A 20,520-nucleotide genomic window follows, 5' to 3' on the forward strand; every position below is an offset into this window, starting at 1 on the left:
TGCACGCGGGGAAATCGGGGAACCGGGGGAGGTCGGCCAATGGCCTGACGGCCGCCACCGTCGCTTCCGACACCCGCCGCGTGGGTCGAGTCCAGATCATGCTGCTGGCCTTGCATCGCCCCACGGCACCGGGCACGCAATGCCCGCTGCACCCCTGCATGTGTGACGGGCCGCGCCGACAACTCCCGCAGGGGAAGCCGCGTGGCATCGGGACACCTGCCCTCCTCTGCCGCGATGACTACTCCATGAGCCAAAAAACCCGCTGGTCCCAGTTTGCCGTCCTCATCACGGTGTTCTTCTTCTGGGGCTTCGTCGCTGCCAGCAACGACATCCTGATCCCGGTCTTCAAGAACGCCTTCCACCTGACCCAGGCACAAAGCCAGTACGTGGCGCTGGCCTTCTACGTCGCCTATACGGTGGGCTCGCTGTTCTACTTCTTCACCTCCAAGCTGATCGGCGCCGACGTGCTCAACCGCATCGGCTACAAGAACGGCATCAGCCTGGGCCTGTTGATCTCGGCCGTCGGCACCCTGCTGTTCTACCCGGCCGCCAACCTCGGTTCGTTCGGCCTGATGCTGTCGGGCCTGTTCATCGTCGGCCTGGGCTTCTCGCTGCAGCAGATCGCCGCCAACCCGTTGGCGGTGGTGATGGGCGACCCGGCCACCGGCGCGCAGCGGCTGACCCTGGCCGGTGGCATCAACAACTTCGGCACCACCATCGGGCCGTTGCTGGTGAGCTTCGCCATCTTCGGCAGCGTGGCCTCGGGCAACACCGAAGCCAGCATCGAAAGCGTCAAGACGCCCTACCTCGTGCTCGGTGGCGTGTTCGTGCTGGTGGCGCTGCTGCTGAAGTTCTCGCCGCTGCCCAACCACATCGACCTGGATGCGCTGGCGGCCGACGAGGCCCAGGACAGCGACAAGCTCATCCACAAGCGCTCGGCATTCTCCTACCCGCAGCTGGTGCTGGGGATGATCGCGATCTTCCTGTACGTCGGCGTCGAGGTGTCCACCATCGCCAACCTGCCGGCCTACCTGGAATTGCCGGTCGACCAGGGCGGTCTCGGGCTGGACGTGTCGGTGATCGCCCCGTTCGTGTCGCTGTACTGGGCCAGCCTGATGATCGGCCGCTGGAGCGGCGCGGCCGGCGCGTTCGACGTCGGCAACAACGTCAAGCGCTGGCTGACCCTGCTGTTGCCGTACATCGCCTTCGGCCTGTTCCTGGCGGTCAATGCCATCGCCCGGCATGAGATCTCGCAGTTCTACGGCTACGCTGGCGTGATCGTGCTGATGATCCTGGCCACCCTGGCCAGCAAGGGCAACCCGGCGCGCATGCTGCTGTACTTCGCGCTGTGCGGCATCGCCGCGCTGCTGGTGGGCATGTTCACCACCGGCATGACCAGCGTGATCGCCTTCATCAGCGTAGGCCTGTTCTGCAGCACGATGTGGCCATGCGTGTTCACCCTGGCCATCACCGGCCTGGGCCGCAACACCAACGAGGGCAGCAGCCTGCTGATCATGATGATCATGGGCGGCGGCGTGGTCAGCTTCGCGCAGGGCGCGCTGGCCGACCGCATCGGCATCCATTACAGCTTCGTCGTCGGCGTGCTGTGTTTCTGCTACCTGGCGTTCTACGCGCTGCGCACCGTCGGCATCCTCAAGAAGCAGGGCATCGACCTGGACAAGCTGGCCGCCCAGGGCGGGCACTGACCGGCACGGCCCCGCGTGGAATGCCACCGGGTTGCACGCGGCCAGGTACCACCGCGCGATGAGGAAGGCCGCCTTCGGGCGGCCTTCTTCTACCTGGCGGATAGGGGATTGATTCGACGCTGCGCGCCTCACCCTTCGGGCGGCGTCGCCGTCCCACCGGCTGACGCCGGTGGTCGAACCCCGGCGGGGCTTCTCATCCCCCGCGATCCCTCTCGCATGTTCCAGCCCCGGGCGGATACGACCCGAACGATGCCCCCCCAAAAAAAGCCGCCCGGAGGCGGCTTTTTTCATGTATCTGGCGGAGAGGGGGGGATTGATTCGACGCTGCGCGCCTCACCCTTCGGGCGGCTTCGCCGTCCCACCGGCTGACGCCGGCGGTCGAACCCCGGCGGGGCTTCTCATCCCCCCGCATTCCATCTCGCATGTTCCAGCCCCGGGCGGATACGACCCGAACGATGCCCCATGAAAAAAGCCGCCCGGAGGCGGCTTTTTTCATGTATCTGGCGGAGAGGGGGGGATTCGAACCCCCGAGGCGCTATAAACGCCTGCCTGATTTCGAGTCAGGTACATTCAACCGCTCTGCCACCTCTCCAGATGGTCCCGGCGAGCCGGGCTGCGAATGATAAGGGGCTTCGGCCAAGCCGACAAGCGCTTTTTCATCATCAAACCGATCAACGCCACGTCCGGCAACCTTTCCCGCAGCTGGCTGGCCCCCTGCCGCCGCTTGCCGTACACGTCCATGAACGCGATGATGCGGATTCTCCATACGCCGCGCCCTTCCGGGCACCCATGATCGAATTCGGACACCTCAGCCACGTCGGCCTGCGCCGCCAGCTCAATGAAGACACCTATTACGGTGACGGCGAGCTGGGCCTCTGGCTGGTCGCCGATGGCATGGGCGGGCATGCCTGTGGCGAGGTCGCCAGCGCGCTGGCGCGCGAGACCATCGTGCGCGAAGTCCGCAACGGCACCGCGTTGGCCCAGGCCATCCGCATCGCCGACGAGGAGATCATCCGCACCTCGCGCCGCCGCAACGACAGCCTGCCGATGGGCACCACCGTCGTGGCCGCGCGCGTGCAGGGCAACCGCTTCGAGGTGGCCTGGGTCGGCGACAGTCGCGCCTACCTGTGGCGCGACGGCAAGCTGGGCCAGCTCAGCCAGGACCACAGCTACGTGCAGGAGCTGATTGCCCAGGGCACGCTCACCGCCGAGCAGGCCCGCGCCCATCCACACCGCAATGTCGTCACCCAGGCGCTCGGCGTCACCGATCCGGCCCACCTCAACGTCGCCACCATGACCGGCGAGCTGCGCCCAGGCATGCAACTGCTGCTGTGCAGTGACGGCCTGACCGAGGAAGTGGACGACCGCAGCCTGGCCGAAACCCTCGGCCACGCCGACTGCAGCGCGCAGGAATGCGTGGACATGCTGGTCGCCGCCGCGCTGGATGGCGGCGGCTCGGACAACATCACCGCCATCCTCGTCCGCTGCCACTGAGGCAGCGGCTCCCGGCCTCAGGCCGGTTCCGGTTCCGGCGCGCGGTCGCCATCCCACCAGGCGTGGCCAGCCTTCTTGCGGAGCTTGGCCAGGCGCGCCTCATGCGCCTCCAGCTCAGACGCCGTGGCCACCACCTGTGGCCGCGGCAACAGCACCGAAGCGTCGAAGGCCTGCATCGTGCCGGCGGCACTGGCCTTCTCCGCCTCGGGCTGGCCGAAGCCGATCTCTTCCTGGCCGGAGGTCAGCGCGATGTAGACGTCGGCCAGGATCTGGGCATCGAGCAGGCCGCCGTGCAGCTGGCGGTGCGAGTTGTCCACGCCCAGGCGCTTGCACAGCGCATCGAGTGAATTGCGCTGGCCCGGGAAGCGTTCGCGCGCCATCGCCAGGGTGTCGGTCACCGCCACCCGCTCGCTCAGCCGGCCCTTGCCGGCCAGCACCATCTCGTTCTCCAGGAAGCCCATGTCGAACGAGGCGTTGTGGATGATCAGCTCGGCGCCGTCCACGTAGGCCAGGAACTCATCGACGATTTCGTCGAAGCGCGGCTTGTCGGCCAGGAAATCCAGGCTCAGGCCGGTCACTTCGGCCGCGCCGGCCTCGAAGTCGCAGTCCGGCTTCATGTAACGGTGGAAGTTGTTGCCGCTGGGGCGGCGCTCCAGCAGCTCCACGCAGCCGATTTCGACCACGCGATTGCCTTTCTTCCACTCCAGGCCAGTGGTTTCGGTATCAAGGATGATCTGGCGCATGGCCTACCTCAGTTGCTTGCGGCGCCATCGCGCACGCGGATTGCTGCATCGCGGGCCAACTGGTCCACGCGTTCGTTGTCAGGGTCACCATTGTGGCCCTTCACCCAGCGCCATTCGATCTGGTGCCGCTGGGTGGCGGTGTGCAGGCGCTCCCACAGGTCGCGGTTCTTCACCGGGTCGCCGCCGGCGGTCTTCCAGTTGCGCCGCACCCAGCCCGGCATCCACTCGGTGATGCCCTGGCGCACGTACTGCGAGTCGGTCTGCAGCATGATGTTGCACGGCTCGCTGAGTGCCTCCAGCCCGGCGATGGCCGCCATCAGCTCCATCCGGTTGTTGGTGGTGTGCGCTTCGCCGCCGCTCAGTTCGCGCTCGTGCGCCTTGTAGCGCAGCAGGGCCGCCCAACCGCCCGGCCCCGGGTTGCCGAGGCAGGCGCCGTCGGTATGTATTTCGATTGACTTCATGTAGTTCCGTAAGTTGTTCAGGTCACGACCGGCCGCGACCAGCCTGCACGGCTGGCCTTGATCGGCCCGATCAGCGCCTCGGTGCGCTTCTCCGCCTCCAGCACGCACAAGGCGCGCAAGGCCGGCAGCCCGCTGCCCGGGGCATCGGCGGCCTGGCTCCACAGCGGCCCGTAATACTGCACGGTCTGGCAACGGATGCCATGCCGTTTCAGCAGCACGCGGCTGCGCGCCATCGAGGCCGGCCGCGCGCCCTGCCACTGCCAATGTGCCCGGTACGGGCTGTAGCGGTTGAGCAGCGTCATCCACAGGCGTCCGCCGGGCATCAGCACCCGCGCGCACTCGGCCAGCAAGCGGTCCAGGTCCTCAGAGGCCGCGTGCTGGATCACGATCGCGTTGAAGCCTTCGGCCGGCAATGGCAGCGGCAGTCCGCAATGCAGGTCGCCGAACCAGTGCCCGCCGTTGCCCACCCGGTGCAGGCGCAATCCACGTCCCGCCGGACCGTTTTCGGGCCGCCATGCCGCATTGGGGGACAGCCACAGCCAAGGCTGTGAAGGCACGCCCTGCAGGCGCTGGAGCAGGTGCCGGTGCTCCCAATCCCGCATCGCCTGCGCCCCGGCCATCTCAAACCAGGGCGAGACTGCAGCTTGACGGGGGGACGGGGCGGCAGGCATTTTCCAATTCTATGCGACTGACCGCCCTGCCTGCATTCCAGGACAACTACATCTGGGCGCTGCAAACGCCCGACGATCGCGCTGTTTTCGTCGACCCGGGCGAGGCCGGGCCGGTGCTGGAGGCTGCCGCCCAGGGCATGCAGCCTGCCGCCGTCCTGCTCACCCATCACCACGACGACCACATCGGCGGAGTGGCCGAACTGCGCCGGCAGTGGCCGCGCCTGAGGGTGTTCGGCCCCGTGGATGAACGCATCGGCCTGGAACATGAACAGGTGGCCGATGGCGACCGGGTACAATTGTCCGGCTTCGACCTCTCGGTGATGGCGGTACCCGGCCACACCCGAAGCCACATCGCGTACTTCGGCCACAACCACCTGTTCTGTGGCGACATGCTGTTCAGCCTGGGCTGTGGGCGCATGTTCGAAGGTACGCCCGCCCAGATGCTGGCCTCGCTCAAGCGCCTGGCCGCCCTGCCCCCGCAGACATGGGTCTGCTGCGGGCATGAGTACACGCTGGCCAATGCCGTGTTCGCGCGGCATGTCGATCCCACCAACGCGGCATTGCAACGCCGCCAACAGGAAGCCTTGGACATGCGCAGCCGTTCCCGTCCCACCGTTCCCGCCGTACTGGCCAACGAACTGCAATGCAATCCCTTCCTGCGCACGGGCGAAGCCGTCATCCGTGACGCCGTCGCCGCCCACCTGGGCCAGTTCCCGGCCGACGAGGTGGACGTATTCGCCGGATTGCGGCGCTGGAAAGACGGTTTCCGCGCGTGAAGCGGGGCAGCCTCTCCTTGGTGCTCGGGCTGTTGCTCGGCGCCAGCGCCGCCGCCAGCGCCCAGTCGCTCCCCGCCGGCCTGAGCCAGAACCTGGCCACCGCCGCGGCCCTGCCGCTGGACCCGAACTCCCTGCCGCCTGCCACCACCCGCAACGGCCGCGAGATCTTCAGCAACTTCCGCGAAGGCCTGGCCGCACCGCAATGCGATGCCGAAGCCACCAGCCCGCGCTGGCGCAAGCAGTTCGCGCATGCGCCGAGCCGGCTGGGCAACATCGACGACGATGCCCTGCCGCTGTTCGGCTACGTGGTCGATGAACTGCGCAGCGCCGGCCTGCCCACCGAGTTCGCCCTGATCCCGTTCGTCGAGAGCGGTTACCGCCCGGGCGCCCGCAACAGCAGCGGTCCGGCCGGCCTGTGGCAGTTCATCGCCACCACCGCGCGCAACCACCGCGTGCCGATGGAAGGCGGCTACGACGGTCGTCTCTCGGCGGTGGACTCCACCCGTGCCGCGGTCCGCTACCTGAAAACCCTGCACGGCATGTTCGCCGGGGACTGGGAGCTGGCGGTGATGGCCTACAACGCCGGCGAATACCGCATCCTGCAGGCCCTGCGCCGCGGCGGCATGAACGCACAGAATGCCGACGCCAGCGCCCTGCCCGGCCTGTCCCCGATCACCTATTCCTACGTCGAGAAGCTGCATGCGCTGGCCTGCGTGCTGGAGCAGGCCGAAGGCGAACCCGACCTGATGGCCGCCCTGGATCGGCCGGTTCCGATCCTCAAGGGGCACACCCTGCCAGCCAACACCTCGCTGGCGGCCTGGTCGGCGCAGAACGCGCTGGACCCGGCCCGCATCGCCCGCCTCAACCCGGCCCTGACCGCCGCCCGCTCCGGCACCGCCGTGCTTGCGCCGGCCCTGGCAGGCGGCGCCGTGGACGTCCCGGTGCTCGCCGCCGCCGAACCTGCGCCCGCCGCAACACCAGCACGCAACGCGCCGGCCGCTCCGCGCGCGGTTGCTTCGGCCAGCAGCAGCGCACGCCGCCACACGGTCCGCAATGGCGAATCGGCCTGGTCGATCGCCCGTCGCTACGGGATCCCGGTCAAGGCCTTGTTGTCGTTCAACAACCTCGATGCGCGCGCCGTCCTCAAGCCCGGCATGGTGCTGCGTTACGAAGAAGCGCGATAAGCCGCGCCCCTCCGATTGCAGAACGCCCGGCAACGCCGGGCGTTCTTTTGTCCGGCGGAGCGCCCTCGGGCGCAAGCGGATCATCCCTGATCGAAAGCAGCGCCTTGCGGACACGGCAATATGTTTACCCGCCTCGGTAGTCGCGGCGGCTTCGCCGCTGAAGCCGCTCCTGCGACAGGCGTGCAGGCCCCACAAAAAAGCCCGGCCATTGGCCGGGCTTTTCGTCTTCATCCCTTCAGGGAATCAGAGCTGCGATTCCTGCACCTGCACCTTGAAGCGCTTGCGCATGCCATCGACGTAGGCCTTGGCCGCAGCGGCACCATCAATCTGGCTGAGCTGCTGCTTGAGCATGGCCTGCTGCTGTTCCGGCACTTCGGCGGGGTTGCCCGGGGTCACCTTGGTCACCGCGAACAACGCATAGCGACCATCCTCGAGCGCGACCTTGCCGTAGCTGGGCTTGTCCGCAGTCGGCGGCGCAGCACTGAACACGGCACGGTTGGCGACAGCGCTGGGCATCGGCGCGTTGCGCGGCAGGCCAGGGATCGGCATCAGCTGCAGCTTCTCCGCCTCGGCCAGTGCCTGCAGGGTCTGCCCGCCGTTCAACTTGGCCAGCAGTGCATCGGCGGCCTTGTTCGAAGCCTCCTCGACGCGGTGCTCGCGCACCGCAGCGATCACCTGGTCACGCGCCTTGTCCAGCGGAATGGCCTGCTCCGGCGTATGCGCGGTAACGCGGATCATCACGCTGTGGTTCGGTGCCAGTTCGATCGGATCGCTGACAGTGCCATCCTCGACCAACGCATCGGAGAACGCCGCCTTCAGCACCGCCGGGTTGGTGGCGATGCCGCTGGCGGTGGCACGGCTGAACGGCGCAAGGGTCTGCACCGGCAGCCCCACTTCCTTGGCCGCCGGCTCCAGCGCGGTCGGATTCTTGTAGACCAGGTCCACCAGACGACCGCTCAGGTCGTTGAACGCACGCTCGGTGTCGGCCTGCAGCTGCTCGGCCGCCAACTGGTCACGTACTTCCTCGAACGGACGGCCTTCGCCACCCTTGATCTCGCGCAGCTTCAGCACGTGGTAGCCGAACTCGGTCTTCACCGGCCCGACCACGTCGCCCGCCTTCATCGCGAACAGCGCATCTTCGAACGGCTTGACCATCACGCCCTTCTCGACCCAACCCAGGTCACCACCGGTGTCCTTGGAACCGGGATCCTGCGAATTGGCCTTGGCCAGTGCGGCGAAATCGGCCCCCGGCTGCTTGGCCTCGGCGGCCAGCTGGGTGGCCTTGGCCTCGGCGGCCTTCTGCGACGCCTCGTCGCTGCCGGCGCTGATCAGGATGTGCGAAGCCAAACGCTGGTCCGCCGACACGAAACGTGCCTTCTCGTCCTCGTAGCGCTTGCGCAGCGTCGCCTCGTCCGCAGCAGCAGCTGGCGGCATCGCCGCCGCGTTGAGCTCCACGTATTCCAGCGACACCGTCTCCGGCTGCAGGAACTGCTTGGGATGGGTGTCGTACCACTGCTTGATCTCGGCATCGCTGACCGCGGCGGTGTCGGCCTCCGGAGCCGGCAGCAGCGCGAACTCGGTGTCACGGGTTTCACCCAGCAGCTTCAACAGGCGCTCGCTTTCGCCCTTGGTGGTGAACCCCGACTGCGCCAACGCATTGGGAATGATCGACTGCTGCAGGCTGGTACGCACCAGCTGCTCGAACATCGCCGGCGTGCGCGGCGGGTTGCCCTGCGCCAGGGTCAGTCGGTACTGGTCGCCATCGAACTTGCCGTCGCGCTTGAACGCGTCGATGCTGTTGATGTAATCGCGCACTGCGGCGTCACCGACGACGATATGCGCATCTTCGGCGGCCAAGCGCACCACCTGCTCGTCGATCAGCTGGTCGAGCACGGCGCGCTTGCTTTCGGTGGTCTCGAACTCACGGGGGTCGAAGTTGTCGCCCTGCATTTCGCGCGCCTGCATGCGCGCCTGTTCGAAACGCGTCCGGAAGTCCTCGACGCTGATCTCGTGGTGGTTCCACAGGAACGACATCGGCCACCACGACGGCGCCGAGCGCCACCACGACGGCGGTGCCGATACCTTGGCCACGTTCTGTGCGCCGACGCCACCGAGGTAGCTGTTGTCGATCACGAACAGGAACGGGATCATCAGCAGGCCCATGATCACGGTAACGATCCAGCCTGAGGTCTTGTCGCGAAGTTTCTGCAGCATGGGAAAAATCAGGGCCTATTGGCGAGCCGGGCAGTGTAACCCGCTTCCCCCTTGACTCCCAAACAAGCCCTCCGCAGGCGGGCGGCCAAAGAAAAAGCCCCCGGCTTGCGCCGAGGGCTTTTGAGACAACTGGCGGAGCGGACGGGACTCGAACCCGCGACCTCCGGCGTGACAGGCCAGCATTCTAACCAGCTGAACTACCGCTCCACGTTTTGACTCGTCCACCGCCGGAAACCCGACGATGCGCGCTCCGGGGAGCGACTTGATTAATGGCGGAGCGGACGGGACTCGAACCCGCGACCTCCGGCGTGACAGGCCAGCATTCTAACCAGCTGAACTACCGCTCCGCATTAACTTTTTTAGTTTTCCTTCAACCAAAGTGGTTTCGAGAAAACAAGGCCCCCGATCGCTCAGGGGCCGGTATGAAGTGGCGGAGCGGACGGGACTCGAACCCGCGACCTCCGGCGTGACAGGCCAGCATTCTAACCAACTGAACTACCGCTCCACTTTCAAACTTTTCGTTGGTGCTTATTGGTGGGTGCTGAGGGTTTCGAACCCCCGACCCTCTCCTTGTAAGGGAGACGCTCTACCACTGAGCTAAGCACCCCCGGTGAGCCGCTTAGTTTACAGCGTCCTTCAGGGCTTTACCAGCCTTGAAGGCAGGATTTTTTGCAGCGGCGATCTTGATCTCTTCGCCGGTCTTCGGATTGCGGCCGGTGCGCTCGGCGCGCTCGCGAACCTGGAACGTACCGAAGCCCACCAGAGTCACGGCATCGCCCTTCTTCAGGGCCTTGGTGATCTCGGCGATGACAGCGTCAACTGCACGGCCAGCCTCGGCCTTGGACAGGTCAGCAGCAGCGGCAACGCCATCAATCAATTCGGTCTTGTTCATTCTGTAAAACTCCCTTTGCGGCAAATCCGCGGAATAGTTGGGTGGGTCGCTGCCGCTATGGCAAGGCAACGACCGGAGATCCTGCATTCACGCCACATCGCAGAACAGCGTGTGCGCGAGTGGCACTTTTATACCAGCGCCCCCCTACCCACGCAAGCTGAAAAGCCAATAACGGCGCGGGTTTCGGGGGGTTTTGCGTTCACATTTCAATGCTTGACGCGCGCACTCGGAGCTGCCTTGGACTTGCCACGGACAGTGACACGCTGCGCAGTTTTACGCGTCTTCTTCGGCGCCAGCGGCGACTCCAACGCGATGTCCAGCACCTCGTCGATCCACTTCACCGGGACGATCTTCAGATCGCGGGTGACGTTGGCCGGGATGTCCGCCAGGTCCTTGCGGTTCTCATCGGGGATGATCACCGTGCGCACGCCACCGCGCAGCGCGGCCAGCAGCTTTTCCTTCAGGCCACCGATGGCGGTGACGCGCCCGCGCAGGGTGATTTCACCGGTCATCGCCACCTCGGCCTTGACCGGCACCTTGGTCAGGGTCGACACCAGCGAGGTGACCATCGCGATGCCGGCGCTCGGGCCGTCCTTCGGGGTGGCACCGTCGGGCACGTGCAGGTGCACGTCGTGCTTCTGCAGGAAGTCCACGTCGATGCCCAGCGCCTGGGCACGCGCACGCACCACCGACAGCGCCGCGGTCGCCGATTCCTTCATCACGTTGCCGAGCTGGCCGGTCAGCGTCACCGCGCCCTTGCCCGGGATCAGGGTGGACTCGATCTGCAGCAGGTCGCCGCCGACCTCCGTCCAGGCCAGGCCGGTGACCAGGCCGATCTCGTTGGCTTCCTCGGCGCGGCCGAAGTCGAAGCGACGCACGCCCAGGTACTTGTCCAGGTTCTTGCCGTCGACCACGACCAGCGCCTTGGCCTTCTTGGCGCCCTTCCTGGCCTTCTTCTCCACCTGCGGGCCCGCCAGCGCGATCTCCTTGACCACCTTGCGGCAGATCTTGGCGATCTCACGCTCGAGGTTACGCACGCCGGATTCGCGCGTGTAATAACGCACGATGTCGCGGATGGCGTCTTCCTCGACCGACAGTTCCTCGGTCTTCAGGCCGTTGGCCTTGAGCTGCTTGGGCACCAAGTAACGGGTGGCGATGTTGAGCTTCTCATCCTCGGTGTAGCCGGGGATGCGGATGACCTCCATGCGGTCCAGCAGCGGGCCGGGGATGTTGAGCGAGTTCGAGGTCGCCACGAACATCACTTCGCTCAGGTCCAGGTCCACTTCCAGGTAGTGGTCGTTGAAGGCGTTGTTCTGCTCGGGGTCGAGCACTTCCAGCAACGCCGAGGACGGGTCACCACGGAAATCCATCGACATCTTGTCGATCTCGTCGAGCACGAACAGCGGGTTCTTGCTGCCGACCTTGTTGAGGTTCTGCACGATGCGGCCCGGCATCGAACCGACGTAGGTACGACGGTGGCCGCGGATCTCGGCCTCGTCGCGCACGCCGCCCAGCGACATGCGCACGAACTTGCGGTTGGTGGCCTTGGCGATGGACTGGCCCAGCGAGGTCTTGCCCACGCCCGGCGGCCCGACCAGGCACAGGATCGGCCCCTTCATCTGCTTCACGCGCGACTGCACGGCAAGGTATTCAAGGATGCGGTCCTTGACCTTGTCCAGGCCGTAATGGTCGGCGTCGAGCGTGTCCTGGGCGACCTTCAGGTCCTTGCGCACCTTGGTGCGCTTCTTCCACGGCACGCCCAGCAGCCATTCCAGGTAGTTGCGCACGACGGCCGCTTCGGCCGACATCGGCGACATCTGCTTGAGCTTGTTGAGCTCGTTCTTCGCCTTGGCCTCGACGGCCTTGGGCATGCCGGCCTCGGCGATCTTGCGGGCCAGCTCGTCCAGCTCGCCCGGCGCGTCGTCCAGGTCACCCAGTTCCTTCTGGATGGCCTTCATCTGCTCGTTGAGGTAGTACTCGCGCTGGCTCTTCTCCATCTGCGACTTCACGCGGCCGCGGATGCGCTTCTCCAGCTGCTGCACGTCGATCTCGCCATCGACCAGGCCGACCAGCATTTCCAGCCGGTCACCGACCTGCAGCGTTTCCAGCAGCTTCTGCTTGTCGGCCAGGCGCACGCCGATGTGGGCGGCGATCGTGTCGGCCAGGCGCGCCGGCTCCTCGATGCCGGCCAGCGTCTGCAGCAGCTCCGGTGGCAGCTTGCGGTTGGTCTTGACGTACTGCTCGAACAGCGACATCAGCGAGCGGGCGATCGCCTCGATCTCGCGCGGCTCGCGCGACTCGTCCGACTCCAGTTCCACGCCGTGGCCCTGCAGCGCGCCGTCCTGCTCGTAGACCTTGTCCACGCTCACGCGCGACAGGCCCTCGACCAGCACCTTGATGGTGCCGTCGGGCAGCTTCAGCAATTGCAGCACCTGGGCCAGCGTGCCGACGGTGTACAGGTCCGCCGCCGCCGGGTCGTCGGTCTCGGCCGACTTCTGGGCCAGCAGCAGGATGCGCTTGTCCGCCTCCATGGCGCGTTCCAGCGCCTGCATGGACTTGTCGCGTCCGACGAACAGCGGAATGACCATGTGCGGGAACACCACCACGTCGCGTAGCGGCAGGACCGGCAGGTCGAGGACTTCGAGTTGGGACTGCGCCATGGCGGGCTCCACTGAATTCGGGGAAGGCTGAATAAAAAAGCCGATGGCCCCGTTATGGGGCCATCGGCTGGGGGTTGCAAGAGGCGGAAAATCCCGCAGCTGAACCACAGAATCCCGGTTCAGCCCCCTCTGAGACTGACTCAGTCGCCGGACGCGGCCTTGGCCGGTGCCGGCGGGGTCTGGTAGATGATGTACGGCTCGGACTTGTTCTCGATGACCGACTCGTCCACCACCACCTTGCTGACGTTTTCCTGCGACGGCAGGTCGTACATGGTGTCCAGCAGGACCGACTCGACGATGGTACGCAGGCCACGGGCACCGGTCTTGCGCTTGAGCGCCTTCTTGGCGATGGCCGACAACGCGTCCGGACGGAACTCCAGCTCCACGTTCTCCATCTCGAACAGCTTCTTGAACTGCTTGGTGATGGCGTTCTTGGGCTCGGTCAGGATCTTGATCAGGGCCGGCTCGTCCAGCTCCTCCAGGGTTGCCACGACCGGCAGGCGGCCGACGAACTCCGGGATCAGGCCGAACTTGATCAGGTCTTCCGGCTCGACTTCGGCCAGCACCTTGCCCACTTCCTGCTTGCGCTCGGCGCTCTTGACCTTGGCACCGAAGCCGATGCTGCTGGTTTCCGAGGAACGCTGCTGGATCACCTTGTCCAGCCCGGCGAACGCACCGCCGCAGATGAACAGGATGTTCTTGGTGTCCACCTGCAGGAATTCCTGCTGCGGGTGCTTGCGGCCACCCTGCGGCGGGACGCTGGCCACGGTGCCTTCGATCAGCTTCAGCAGCGCCTGCTGCACGCCTTCGCCGGACACGTCGCGGGTGATCGACGGGTTCTCGCTCTTGCGCGAGATCTTGTCGATTTCATCGATGTAGACGATGCCCTGCTGCGCCTTCTCGACGTCGTAGTCGCACTTCTGCAGCAGCTTCTGGATGATGTTTTCCACGTCCTCGCCCACGTAGCCGGCTTCGGTCAGCGTGGTGGCATCGGCCATGGTGAACGGCACGTTGAGCAGGCGCGCCAGCGTTTCGGCCAGCAGCGTCTTGCCCGAACCGGTCGGGCCGACCAGCAGGATGTTGGACTTGGACAGCTCGACGTCGTCGCTCTTCTGACGGCTCTCGATGCGCTTGTAATGGTTGTACACGGCCACCGCCAGCGTGCGCTTGGCACGGTTCTGGCCAATGACGTACTGGTCGAGCACTTCGAGGATCTCGCGCGGCTTGGGCAGCGAGCTGCGTGCCGACTGCGCCTTTTCCTCAAGCTCCTCGCGGATGATGTCGTTGCACAGCTCCACGCATTCATCGCAGATGAACACGCTCGGGCCCGCGATCAGCTTGCGTACCTCGTGCTGACTCTTGCCGCAGAACGAGCAGTACAGAATCTTGCCGCTGCTGTCCCCGGAACGACCTTGCCGGTCTTCGCTCATGCTTCGCTTACCCAGTTGCTTCCCCCTCTGAACAGGGGGTTCGATTTCGAGAATAGCACAGGGCCGGATGGACGCCAGTCCAGTTCCGACCCTGCAAAAAATGCCGTATTTTCGGCCACTTGCACCGTTACCCGGCCTGGATCGACTCGTCCGGACGACGCTCCAGCACCTGGTCGACCAGACCATAGGCTACCGAGTCGGCCGCACTCTTGAAGTTGTCGCGCTCGGTGTCGCGCGCGATGGTCTCCAGCGACTGGCCGGTGTGCTTGGCCAGCACCTCGTTCAGGCGCGAACGCAGGGTCAGGATTTCACGGGCATGGATGTCGATGTCCGTGGCTTGGCCCTGGAAGCCGCCCAGCGGCTGGTGGATCATCACCCGCGAGTTCGGCAGCGCATAACGCTTGCCAGCCGCACCGGCCGCCAGCAGCAGCGCGCCCATCGAGGCGGCCTGGCCGACGCAGATGGTGCTCACGTCCGGCTTGATGTACTGCATGGTGTCGTAGATCGCCATGCCGGCGGTGACCACGCCACCGGGCGAATTGATGTAGATGCTGATGTCCTTTTCCGGGTTTTCCGCTTCCAGGAACAGCAGCTGCGCCACCACCAGGTTCGCCATGTGGTCGTCGATCGGGCCGACCAGGAAAATCAGGCGCTCCTTGAGCAGGCGCGAATAGATGTCATAGGCGCGCTCGCCACGGCTGGTCTGCTCGACCACCATCGGAACCATGTTCAGGGCTTTGGCTCGGTTGTCCATTTCGTGAGGCACCTATTCTTGAGAAGTAACCCCCGCGCCGGAGCGCGGGGACGGAACGCCCGCCGGTTTACTGGCGGATGGCTTCCTGGAACGACAGCGCCTGCTCGGTGTGCTGGGCACGCTCGGCGATCCAGTCGATGACCTGCTCTTCCATCACGCGGTTCTGCAGGCCAGCCATAAGCTGGGGATCATTACGGTACATCTCAATGACCTGTTCCGGTTCTTCGTAGGTCGAGGCGATCAGGCGCATGGTTTCGTTCAGGCGCTTCGGGTCCAGGCGCAGCTCGTTCTTGCGGGCCACCTCGCCGACCAGCAGGCCGACCAGCACGCGCTTGCCGGCCGCATCCTTGAAGCCTTCATGGGCATCGGCCGGGACATCGCCCGGGTTGCCGCCCTGGCGGCGGATGGCATCGATCTGCTGGGCCAGCATCGAGCGGGCTTCACCCTCGACCAGGCGCGGCGGCAGCTCGACCGAGGAATAGGCGGCGATCAGCTGCTCGCCGACTTCGCGGCGCAGACGGTTCATCAGCGCGCCCTTGAGCTCGCGCTCCAGGTTGGAGCGGATGTCCTTGCGGAACTGCTCCAGGTCGCCGTTCTTCACGCCGAAGCTCTTGATGAAGGTGGCGTCCACTTCCGGCACGTCCTGCTCGGACACTTCCACGGCCTTGACCGTGACCTTGACCGACTTGCCGGCCAGCGCCGGCACGCGCCAGTCAGCCGGGAACTCGACGTCCAGGACCTTTTCCTCGCCCTTGGCCAAGCCAACCAGGCCCTTCTCGATCTGGTCGAACATCATGCCCTGCCCGATGATGATGGTGCCCTTCTCGGTGCCTTCGGCCGGCAGGCGCTCGTCACCGGCCTGCGACCAGGTTTCCAGGCCGACCAGGTCGCCTTCCTGGGCACCACGGGTGACCGGCTTCCAGGTGCGGCGCTGCTGGCGCAGGTTCTCGATCATCTGGTCGATGTCGGCGTCGGTGATCTCGGCGGTGTGGCGGACCACGGTCAGCTTGGTCACGTCGACGTCACCGAAATCCGGGATCAGCTCGACGGTGGCCACGAAGTCGAACTCGCCTTCGCCGGCCTTGTCGATGCGCGGGTTGCCGGCGATGCGCAGCTCGTGCTCGCGCAGGGCGGCGTCGAAGGTTTCACGCAGCAGGCCGTCCATCGCCTCGGCGCGCACCTGCGGCCCGAAACGCTGCTCGATCACCTTGGCCGGCACCTTGCCCGGGCGGAAGCCCTTGATACGCGCGGTACGCGCGATTTCGCCCAGACGCCCGTTGATGTGGGTCTGCAGACGTTCGGCCGGCAGCGAGAAGCTCAGGCGGCGTTCCAGGTTGCCGGTGGATTCGATCGAAGCTTGCATGTTGACTCCTGCCACCGGTGGCGACGGCCCCCGGCACGATGTGGTGGTTGAAACGATCCCAGGCGGCGGATTTCCGCCGCAGCCCTCTAGTTTGGCCGATAACGGCCGGCACCGCCAGCAGTGGGGGGCCATTCAGGGCGGCAGGAAGCGCGCCCGGCGGTGGGCGCGGTGAACCGGGCAATGGTGCGAAAGGGGGGACTCGAACCCCCACGCCTTGCGGCACTGGAACCTAAATCCAGGGCGTCTACCAATTCCGCCACTTTCGCAAGGCCGGTTCAGGGGCGCCATTGTTGCAGGCCAACCCCGAAAGCGGAAGCCGGGACGAACGCGGCAACCGGCAAGAAAAAAGCCACCGGATTGCTCCGATGGCTTCAATTTGGTGGGCTGTCAAGGATTCGAACCTTGGACCTATTGATTAAGAGTCAACTGCTCTACCAACTGAGCTAACAGCCCTGAAACTTCGGCGCGAATTGTACACCAGCGGTGTTTTTCGCACCAGCCCGAAAACACTAGGCTTACACTTAAAGAAAAAGCCACCGGATCGCTCCGGTGGCCTTTCAAAATGGTGGGCTGTCAAGGATTCGAACCTTGGACCTATTGATTAAGAGTCAACTGCTCTACCAACTGAGCTAACAGCCCTGAAAATCAGGAGGCGAATCTTAACGCATCCTTCTTTTTTTTGAAACCCCGAATTTCACTTCGGTGCTTCTTCATTCAGTGGGGTGGCTGAGGGGATTCGAACCCCCGACCACCGGAATCACAATCCGGTACTCTAACCAACTGAGCTACAGCCACCACTGAAACAACAACCTTGCCTACCGCTTGCGCCGATTGGCGCGCCCGACAGGAATCGAACCTGTAACCGCCGGCTTAGAAGGCCGGTGCTCTATCCAGTTGAGCTACGGGCGCTCAAGACCGGATCGTCGCACTCCGGTGCGCCTTGAGTGCATCGGATGGTCGGGGTAGAGGGATTCGAACCCCCGACATCCTGCTCCCAAAGCAGGCGCGCTACCAGACTGCGCTATACCCCGGCGGTGAATCTCTCCGGTGCCCCGGAAAGGTCGGCTATTGTCGGAACTGAAGCCGGATCTGTCAACGACAATTTTCACTTTCGTCGATGCAGGTATGCTGGGCGGGATAAACCCTCCTCACCCAGCCATGGAGCATTGCATGCGCAGCGGCAATCCGGCCCTTTCCGAATCCACCTTCCTCGACCTTGGCAGCGGCACCGTCGTCTCGCGCGGCGCCGATGCGATGACCATCAACGGCACCGTCAACAAGACCGGCATCCTGCTGCTGCTGGCCGTGCTGACCGCCGCCTTCGCCTGGAACGGCACGATCAGCGACAGCGGCGAACTGCTGCCGGCCGCCAAGCTGTACCTGTGGGGCGGCATGATCGTCGGCTTCATCCTGTCGCTGGTGACGATCTTCAAGAAGACCTGGGCACCGGTCAGCGCACCGCTGTACGCCCTGGCCGAAGGCCTGTTCCTGGGCTCGATCTCGGCCATCTACGAGGTGCGTTTCAACGGCATCGTGTTCCAGGCCGTGATCCTGACCTTCGGCACCCTGTTCGCGCTGCTGTTCGCCTACCGCAGCGGGCTGATCAAGGCCACCGAGAACTTCAAGCTGGGCGTGGTCGCGGCCACCGGTGGCATCGCGCTGGTGTACCTGGCCACGATCGTGCTGGGCTTCTTCAACATCCAGATCCCCTACATCCACCAGTCCGGCCTGATCGGCATCGGCTTCAGCCTGTTCGTGGTGGTGATCGCGGCGCTGAACCTGGTGCTGGACTTCGACTTCATCGAAAGCGGCGTGGAAGCCGGCGCCCCGAAGTACATGGAGTGGTACGGCGCGTTCGGCCTGATGGTCACGCTGGTGTGGCTGTACATCGAGTTCCTGCGCCTGCTGTCAAAGCTGCAGTCGCGCAACTGAGCCGACCGTCATGCAGGAATCGAAGGGCGCCGCGAGGCGCCCTTCTTGTTTGTGTTTTCCTGCATTGATGGGGTGAGGACTGGCTTGTTGTCCGTGTATGCGGGGTTGTTTGCAGCGAAGAACTTCCCCCCTCCCCGGCCCTCCCCTTCGCCTCCGGCGAAAGGGAGGGGCAATAGCGTCGGTTTCGGCGAAAGGGAGGGGGCTAATGCGTTGGCGTTGGTGGCGGACAGGCAAAAAGAAACGGAGCGCTTGCGCGCTCCGTTCTGGTTGAACCACAAGCGTTGGCCGGTGGATCAGATGCGGCTGGCGATGGCCTGGGCGAAGCCCATGGTGGTGCCGGTGCCGCCCAGGTCGCCGGTCAGCGAATCCTTGGCTTCCATCGTGGCGACGATGGCCTTGCGCAGGCGCTCGGCGTTTTCCGGCTGGCCGACGTGGTCCAGCATCTGTGCAGCGGCCAGCATCAGCGCGACCGGGTTGGCCTTGCCCTGCCCGGCGATGTCCGGCGCGGTGCCGTGCACGGCTTCGAAGATCGCCGCGTCCTTGCCGATGTTCGCACCCGGGGCCAGGCCCAGGCCGCCGACCAGGCCGGCGCACAGGTCGGAGATGATGTCGCCGAACAGGTTGGTGGTGACCAGGATGTCGAACTGCTCCGGACGCATCACCAGCTGCATGCAGGCGTTGTCCACGATCATTTCCTGGAACTCGATTTCCGGGTACTGCGCGGCGACTTCACGGGCGACGTTCAGGAACAGGCCCGAGGTCGACTTGATGATGTTGGCCTTGTGCACGGCGGTGACCTTCTTGCGGCCGGTGCTCCTGGCCAGCTCGAAGGCGTAGCGCACGATGCGCTCGGAACCCTTGCGGGTGATGCGGGTGCCGGAGAACGCGGTCTCGCCGTCGGCGGACACTTCCTGGCCTTCGGCCAGGTAGGCGCCTTCGGTGTTCTCGCGCACCGTGATCATGTTGATGTTCTCGTAGCGCGACTTGGTGTTCGGGAACGAGATGGCCGGGCGCACGTTGGCGTACAGGTCGAACTGGCGGCGCAGGGCCACGTTGATCGAGCTGAAGCCGCCGCCCACCGGGGTGGTCAGCGGGCTCTTCAGGGCGACCTTGTTGCGGGTGATCGATTCCAGCGTGGCAGCCGGGATCAGCTCACCGTGCTTTTCCAGCGCGACCAGACCGGCGTCCGCATCTTCGTACTGCAGCCCGGTGTTGAGCTTGTCCAGTACGAACAGGGTGGCGTCCATGATTTCCGGGCCAATGCCATCGCCGCGGATGACGGTGATTGTCTGCGTCATTTGTTAGGTATTCCGAACAGGGAGGAGTGATAGCGCCATCCGGCTGCCCGGATACCGGCGCGTATGAAACAGTTTCAACTGTCAATTATGCCTGATCCGGCCCCCTCCCCCAACTGGACCATGGTCTGGGGTTCAGCCGTGGTCGTGCCCGGCCGGGGCCTCGGCGGCACCGCTCTCCAGCTGGTCCAGGAAGTCCACCGCGCGGCGCAGGTGCGGGATGACGATCGACCCGCCGACCACCAGCCCGACCGAGAAGGTCTCGAAGAACTCCTCGCGGGTCACCCCGGCCTCCTTGCACTGGGCCACGTGGTAGCTGATGCAGTCGTCGCAACGCAGGACCAGCGAGGCGACCAGGCCGAGCAGCTCCTTGGTCTTCACGTCCAGCGCGCCGGCCTGGTAGGTCTGGGTGTCCAGCGCGAAGAAGCGCCGCACCACCTGGTTCGGCTCGGCCAGGATGCGCTGGTTCATGCGCTGGCGGAACTCGGTGAACTCGGCCACGCGGTCCTTGTCGGTGGGCTGGCTCATGCGCCCTGCCCCGCCAGCAGCGGCTCCAGCTTGCCGGCGCGATGCAGGGCCATCATGTCGTCGTAACCGCCCACGTGGACGTCGCCGATGAAGATCTGCGGCACGCTGGTGCGACGGGTCAGGGACATCATCTTCTCGCGCTCGGCCGGGTCCAGGTCGATGCGGACTTCGGTCCAGGACTGGCCCTTGCTCTGCAGGAAGTTCTTGGCCGCCACGCAGTACGGGCAGACCGCCGTGGAGTAGATGGTGATCTCCGGCGCGCCTGCGCCATTGGCTTGGTTGCTCACGAGGAAACTCCCGACAGGAAATGTTGTCTGTATATGGTAGCTGGCGACTGGATTTTCCACGCCACCGACAGAACACTGCGGATTAACCTGTGCTTCACACCGCGGCACCCGTTCCCCGTCATCCTCCGCC

General features: G+C 65.2%; 18 protein-coding genes, 11 tRNA genes and 1 other RNA gene. 5 read left to right on the forward strand and 25 right to left on the reverse strand.

What is annotated here, in order from left to right; translation table 11 throughout:
- Positions 1–245: 245 nt before the first annotated feature.
- Positions 246–1,706, forward strand: coding sequence for an MFS transporter (locus IB227_RS05060; protein WP_192286540.1), 1,461 nt, complete (start codon positions 246–248; stop codon positions 1,704–1,706).
- Between the two features lie 296 nt (positions 1,707–2,002).
- Here the strand turns inward: IB227_RS05060 and IB227_RS05065 are convergent.
- From IB227_RS05065 to IB227_RS05075, 3 genes are all read right to left on the reverse strand, one after another.
- Positions 2,003–2,129: non-coding RNA, RtT sRNA (locus IB227_RS05065), on the reverse strand.
- A gap of 78 nt (positions 2,130–2,207) precedes the next feature.
- Positions 2,208–2,298 (reverse strand) — tRNA-Ser (locus tag IB227_RS05070).
- Positions 2,277–2,513 carry a hypothetical protein gene (locus IB227_RS05075; RefSeq protein ID WP_192286541.1) on the reverse strand — a complete coding sequence of 79 codons (237 nt, stop codon included), beginning with the start codon at positions 2,511–2,513 and terminating at the stop codon, positions 2,277–2,279. The genes IB227_RS05070 and IB227_RS05075 overlap by 22 nt, the downstream gene beginning before the upstream one ends.
- Here IB227_RS05075 and IB227_RS05080 point away from each other — a divergent pair.
- Complete coding sequence (locus IB227_RS05080; protein WP_132864872.1) at positions 2,496–3,200, forward strand: protein phosphatase 2C domain-containing protein; 705 nt, start codon at positions 2,496–2,498, stop codon at positions 3,198–3,200. The two genes, IB227_RS05075 and IB227_RS05080, sit on opposite strands and share 18 nt — an antisense overlap.
- A 17-nt stretch (positions 3,201–3,217) precedes the next feature.
- Here the strand turns inward: IB227_RS05080 and dnaQ are convergent, their stop codons facing one another.
- The 3 genes from dnaQ to IB227_RS05095 are packed head-to-tail and all read right to left on the reverse strand — an operon-like array spanning position 3,218 to position 4,886.
- Positions 3,218–3,943, reverse strand: coding sequence for a DNA polymerase III subunit epsilon (dnaQ, locus tag IB227_RS05085; protein ID WP_192286542.1), 726 nt, complete (start codon positions 3,941–3,943; stop codon positions 3,218–3,220).
- Positions 3,944–3,951: 8 nt separating this feature from the next.
- A complete protein-coding gene (gene rnhA / locus IB227_RS05090; RefSeq protein ID WP_132864874.1) occupies positions 3,952–4,404 on the reverse strand; it encodes a ribonuclease HI in 453 nt (150 codons plus the stop codon).
- Between the two features lie 17 nt (positions 4,405–4,421).
- Entirely contained in the window at positions 4,422–4,886 is a 465-nt protein-coding gene (locus IB227_RS05095; RefSeq protein WP_225591592.1) for a methyltransferase domain-containing protein, read from the reverse strand.
- Between the two features lie 200 nt (positions 4,887–5,086).
- Here IB227_RS05095 and gloB point away from each other — a divergent pair, with 200 nt between their 5' ends.
- The gene (gene gloB, locus IB227_RS05100; protein ID WP_192286544.1) at positions 5,087–5,851 is read left to right on the forward strand and encodes a hydroxyacylglutathione hydrolase; all 765 of its coding nucleotides are present in this window, start codon (positions 5,087–5,089) and stop codon (positions 5,849–5,851) included.
- Positions 5,848–7,035, forward strand: a complete 1,188-nt coding sequence (locus IB227_RS05105; protein WP_192286545.1) for a lytic transglycosylase domain-containing protein — start codon at positions 5,848–5,850, stop codon at positions 7,033–7,035. The genes gloB and IB227_RS05105 overlap by 4 nt, the downstream gene beginning before the upstream one ends.
- A gap of 243 nt (positions 7,036–7,278) precedes the next feature.
- Here IB227_RS05105 and IB227_RS05110 read toward each other — a convergent pair whose 3' ends face one another.
- The 16 genes from IB227_RS05110 to IB227_RS05185 form a co-directional block, all read right to left on the reverse strand.
- Positions 7,279–9,249 carry a peptidyl-prolyl cis-trans isomerase gene (locus tag IB227_RS05110; RefSeq protein ID WP_192286546.1) on the reverse strand — a complete coding sequence of 657 codons (1,971 nt, stop codon included), beginning with the start codon at positions 9,247–9,249 and terminating at the stop codon, positions 7,279–7,281.
- Between the two features lie 130 nt (positions 9,250–9,379).
- A tRNA-Asp gene (locus tag IB227_RS05115) sits at positions 9,380–9,456 on the reverse strand.
- 63 nt (positions 9,457–9,519) lie between these two features.
- Positions 9,520–9,596: transfer RNA gene (locus tag IB227_RS05120), tRNA-Asp, on the reverse strand.
- Between the two features lie 81 nt (positions 9,597–9,677).
- Positions 9,678–9,754: transfer RNA gene (locus IB227_RS05125), tRNA-Asp, on the reverse strand.
- A gap of 27 nt (positions 9,755–9,781) precedes the next feature.
- Positions 9,782–9,856: transfer RNA gene (locus tag IB227_RS05130), tRNA-Val, on the reverse strand.
- Positions 9,857–9,868: 12 nt separating this feature from the next.
- Positions 9,869–10,141, reverse strand: a complete 273-nt coding sequence (locus tag IB227_RS05135; protein WP_132862574.1) for an HU family DNA-binding protein — start codon at positions 10,139–10,141, stop codon at positions 9,869–9,871.
- A gap of 206 nt (positions 10,142–10,347) precedes the next feature.
- Positions 10,348–12,801 carry an endopeptidase La gene (lon, locus tag IB227_RS05140; protein ID WP_192286547.1) on the reverse strand — a complete coding sequence of 818 codons (2,454 nt, stop codon included), beginning with the start codon at positions 12,799–12,801 and terminating at the stop codon, positions 10,348–10,350.
- A 140-nt stretch (positions 12,802–12,941) separates the two neighbouring features.
- Entirely contained in the window at positions 12,942–14,231 is a 1,290-nt protein-coding gene (gene clpX, locus IB227_RS05145; RefSeq protein WP_132862572.1) for an ATP-dependent Clp protease ATP-binding subunit ClpX, read from the reverse strand.
- A gap of 127 nt (positions 14,232–14,358) precedes the next feature.
- A complete protein-coding gene (gene clpP / locus IB227_RS05150; RefSeq protein ID WP_132862571.1) occupies positions 14,359–14,985 on the reverse strand; it encodes an ATP-dependent Clp endopeptidase proteolytic subunit ClpP in 627 nt (208 codons plus the stop codon).
- 67 nt (positions 14,986–15,052) lie between these two features.
- A complete protein-coding gene (gene tig / locus IB227_RS05155; protein WP_192286548.1) occupies positions 15,053–16,348 on the reverse strand; it encodes a trigger factor in 1,296 nt (431 codons plus the stop codon).
- 181 nt (positions 16,349–16,529) lie between these two features.
- Positions 16,530–16,614 (reverse strand) — tRNA-Leu (locus tag IB227_RS05160).
- A gap of 111 nt (positions 16,615–16,725) precedes the next feature.
- Positions 16,726–16,801 (reverse strand) — tRNA-Lys (locus IB227_RS05165).
- A gap of 110 nt (positions 16,802–16,911) precedes the next feature.
- Positions 16,912–16,987: transfer RNA gene (locus IB227_RS05170), tRNA-Lys, on the reverse strand.
- A gap of 79 nt (positions 16,988–17,066) precedes the next feature.
- Positions 17,067–17,143: transfer RNA gene (locus tag IB227_RS05175), tRNA-His, on the reverse strand.
- Positions 17,144–17,180: 37 nt separating this feature from the next.
- Positions 17,181–17,257 (reverse strand) — tRNA-Arg (locus IB227_RS05180).
- A 45-nt stretch (positions 17,258–17,302) separates the two neighbouring features.
- Positions 17,303–17,379 (reverse strand) — tRNA-Pro (locus IB227_RS05185).
- Between the two features lie 139 nt (positions 17,380–17,518).
- Here IB227_RS05185 and IB227_RS05190 point away from each other — a divergent pair.
- Positions 17,519–18,280, forward strand: a complete 762-nt coding sequence (locus IB227_RS05190; protein WP_132862569.1) for a Bax inhibitor-1/YccA family protein — start codon at positions 17,519–17,521, stop codon at positions 18,278–18,280.
- 293 nt (positions 18,281–18,573) lie between these two features.
- Here the strand turns inward: IB227_RS05190 and IB227_RS05195 are convergent, their stop codons facing one another.
- From IB227_RS05195 to grxC, 3 genes are all read right to left on the reverse strand, one after another.
- Positions 18,574–19,578, reverse strand: a complete 1,005-nt coding sequence (locus IB227_RS05195) for an isocitrate dehydrogenase (protein ID WP_192286549.1) — start codon at positions 19,576–19,578, stop codon at positions 18,574–18,576.
- 132 nt (positions 19,579–19,710) lie between these two features.
- Complete coding sequence (locus IB227_RS05200) at positions 19,711–20,103, reverse strand: carboxymuconolactone decarboxylase family protein (protein ID WP_192286550.1); 393 nt, start codon at positions 20,101–20,103, stop codon at positions 19,711–19,713.
- Entirely contained in the window at positions 20,100–20,390 is a 291-nt protein-coding gene (gene grxC / locus IB227_RS05205) for a glutaredoxin 3 (protein WP_192286551.1), read from the reverse strand. Before grxC ends, IB227_RS05200 begins: the two co-directional genes overlap by 4 nt.
- Between the last annotated feature and the right edge of the window lie 130 nt (positions 20,391–20,520).

It is taken from the genome of Stenotrophomonas sp. STM01, assembly GCF_014852135.1.
Lineage (GTDB): Bacteria > Pseudomonadota > Gammaproteobacteria > Xanthomonadales > Xanthomonadaceae > Stenotrophomonas > Stenotrophomonas capsici.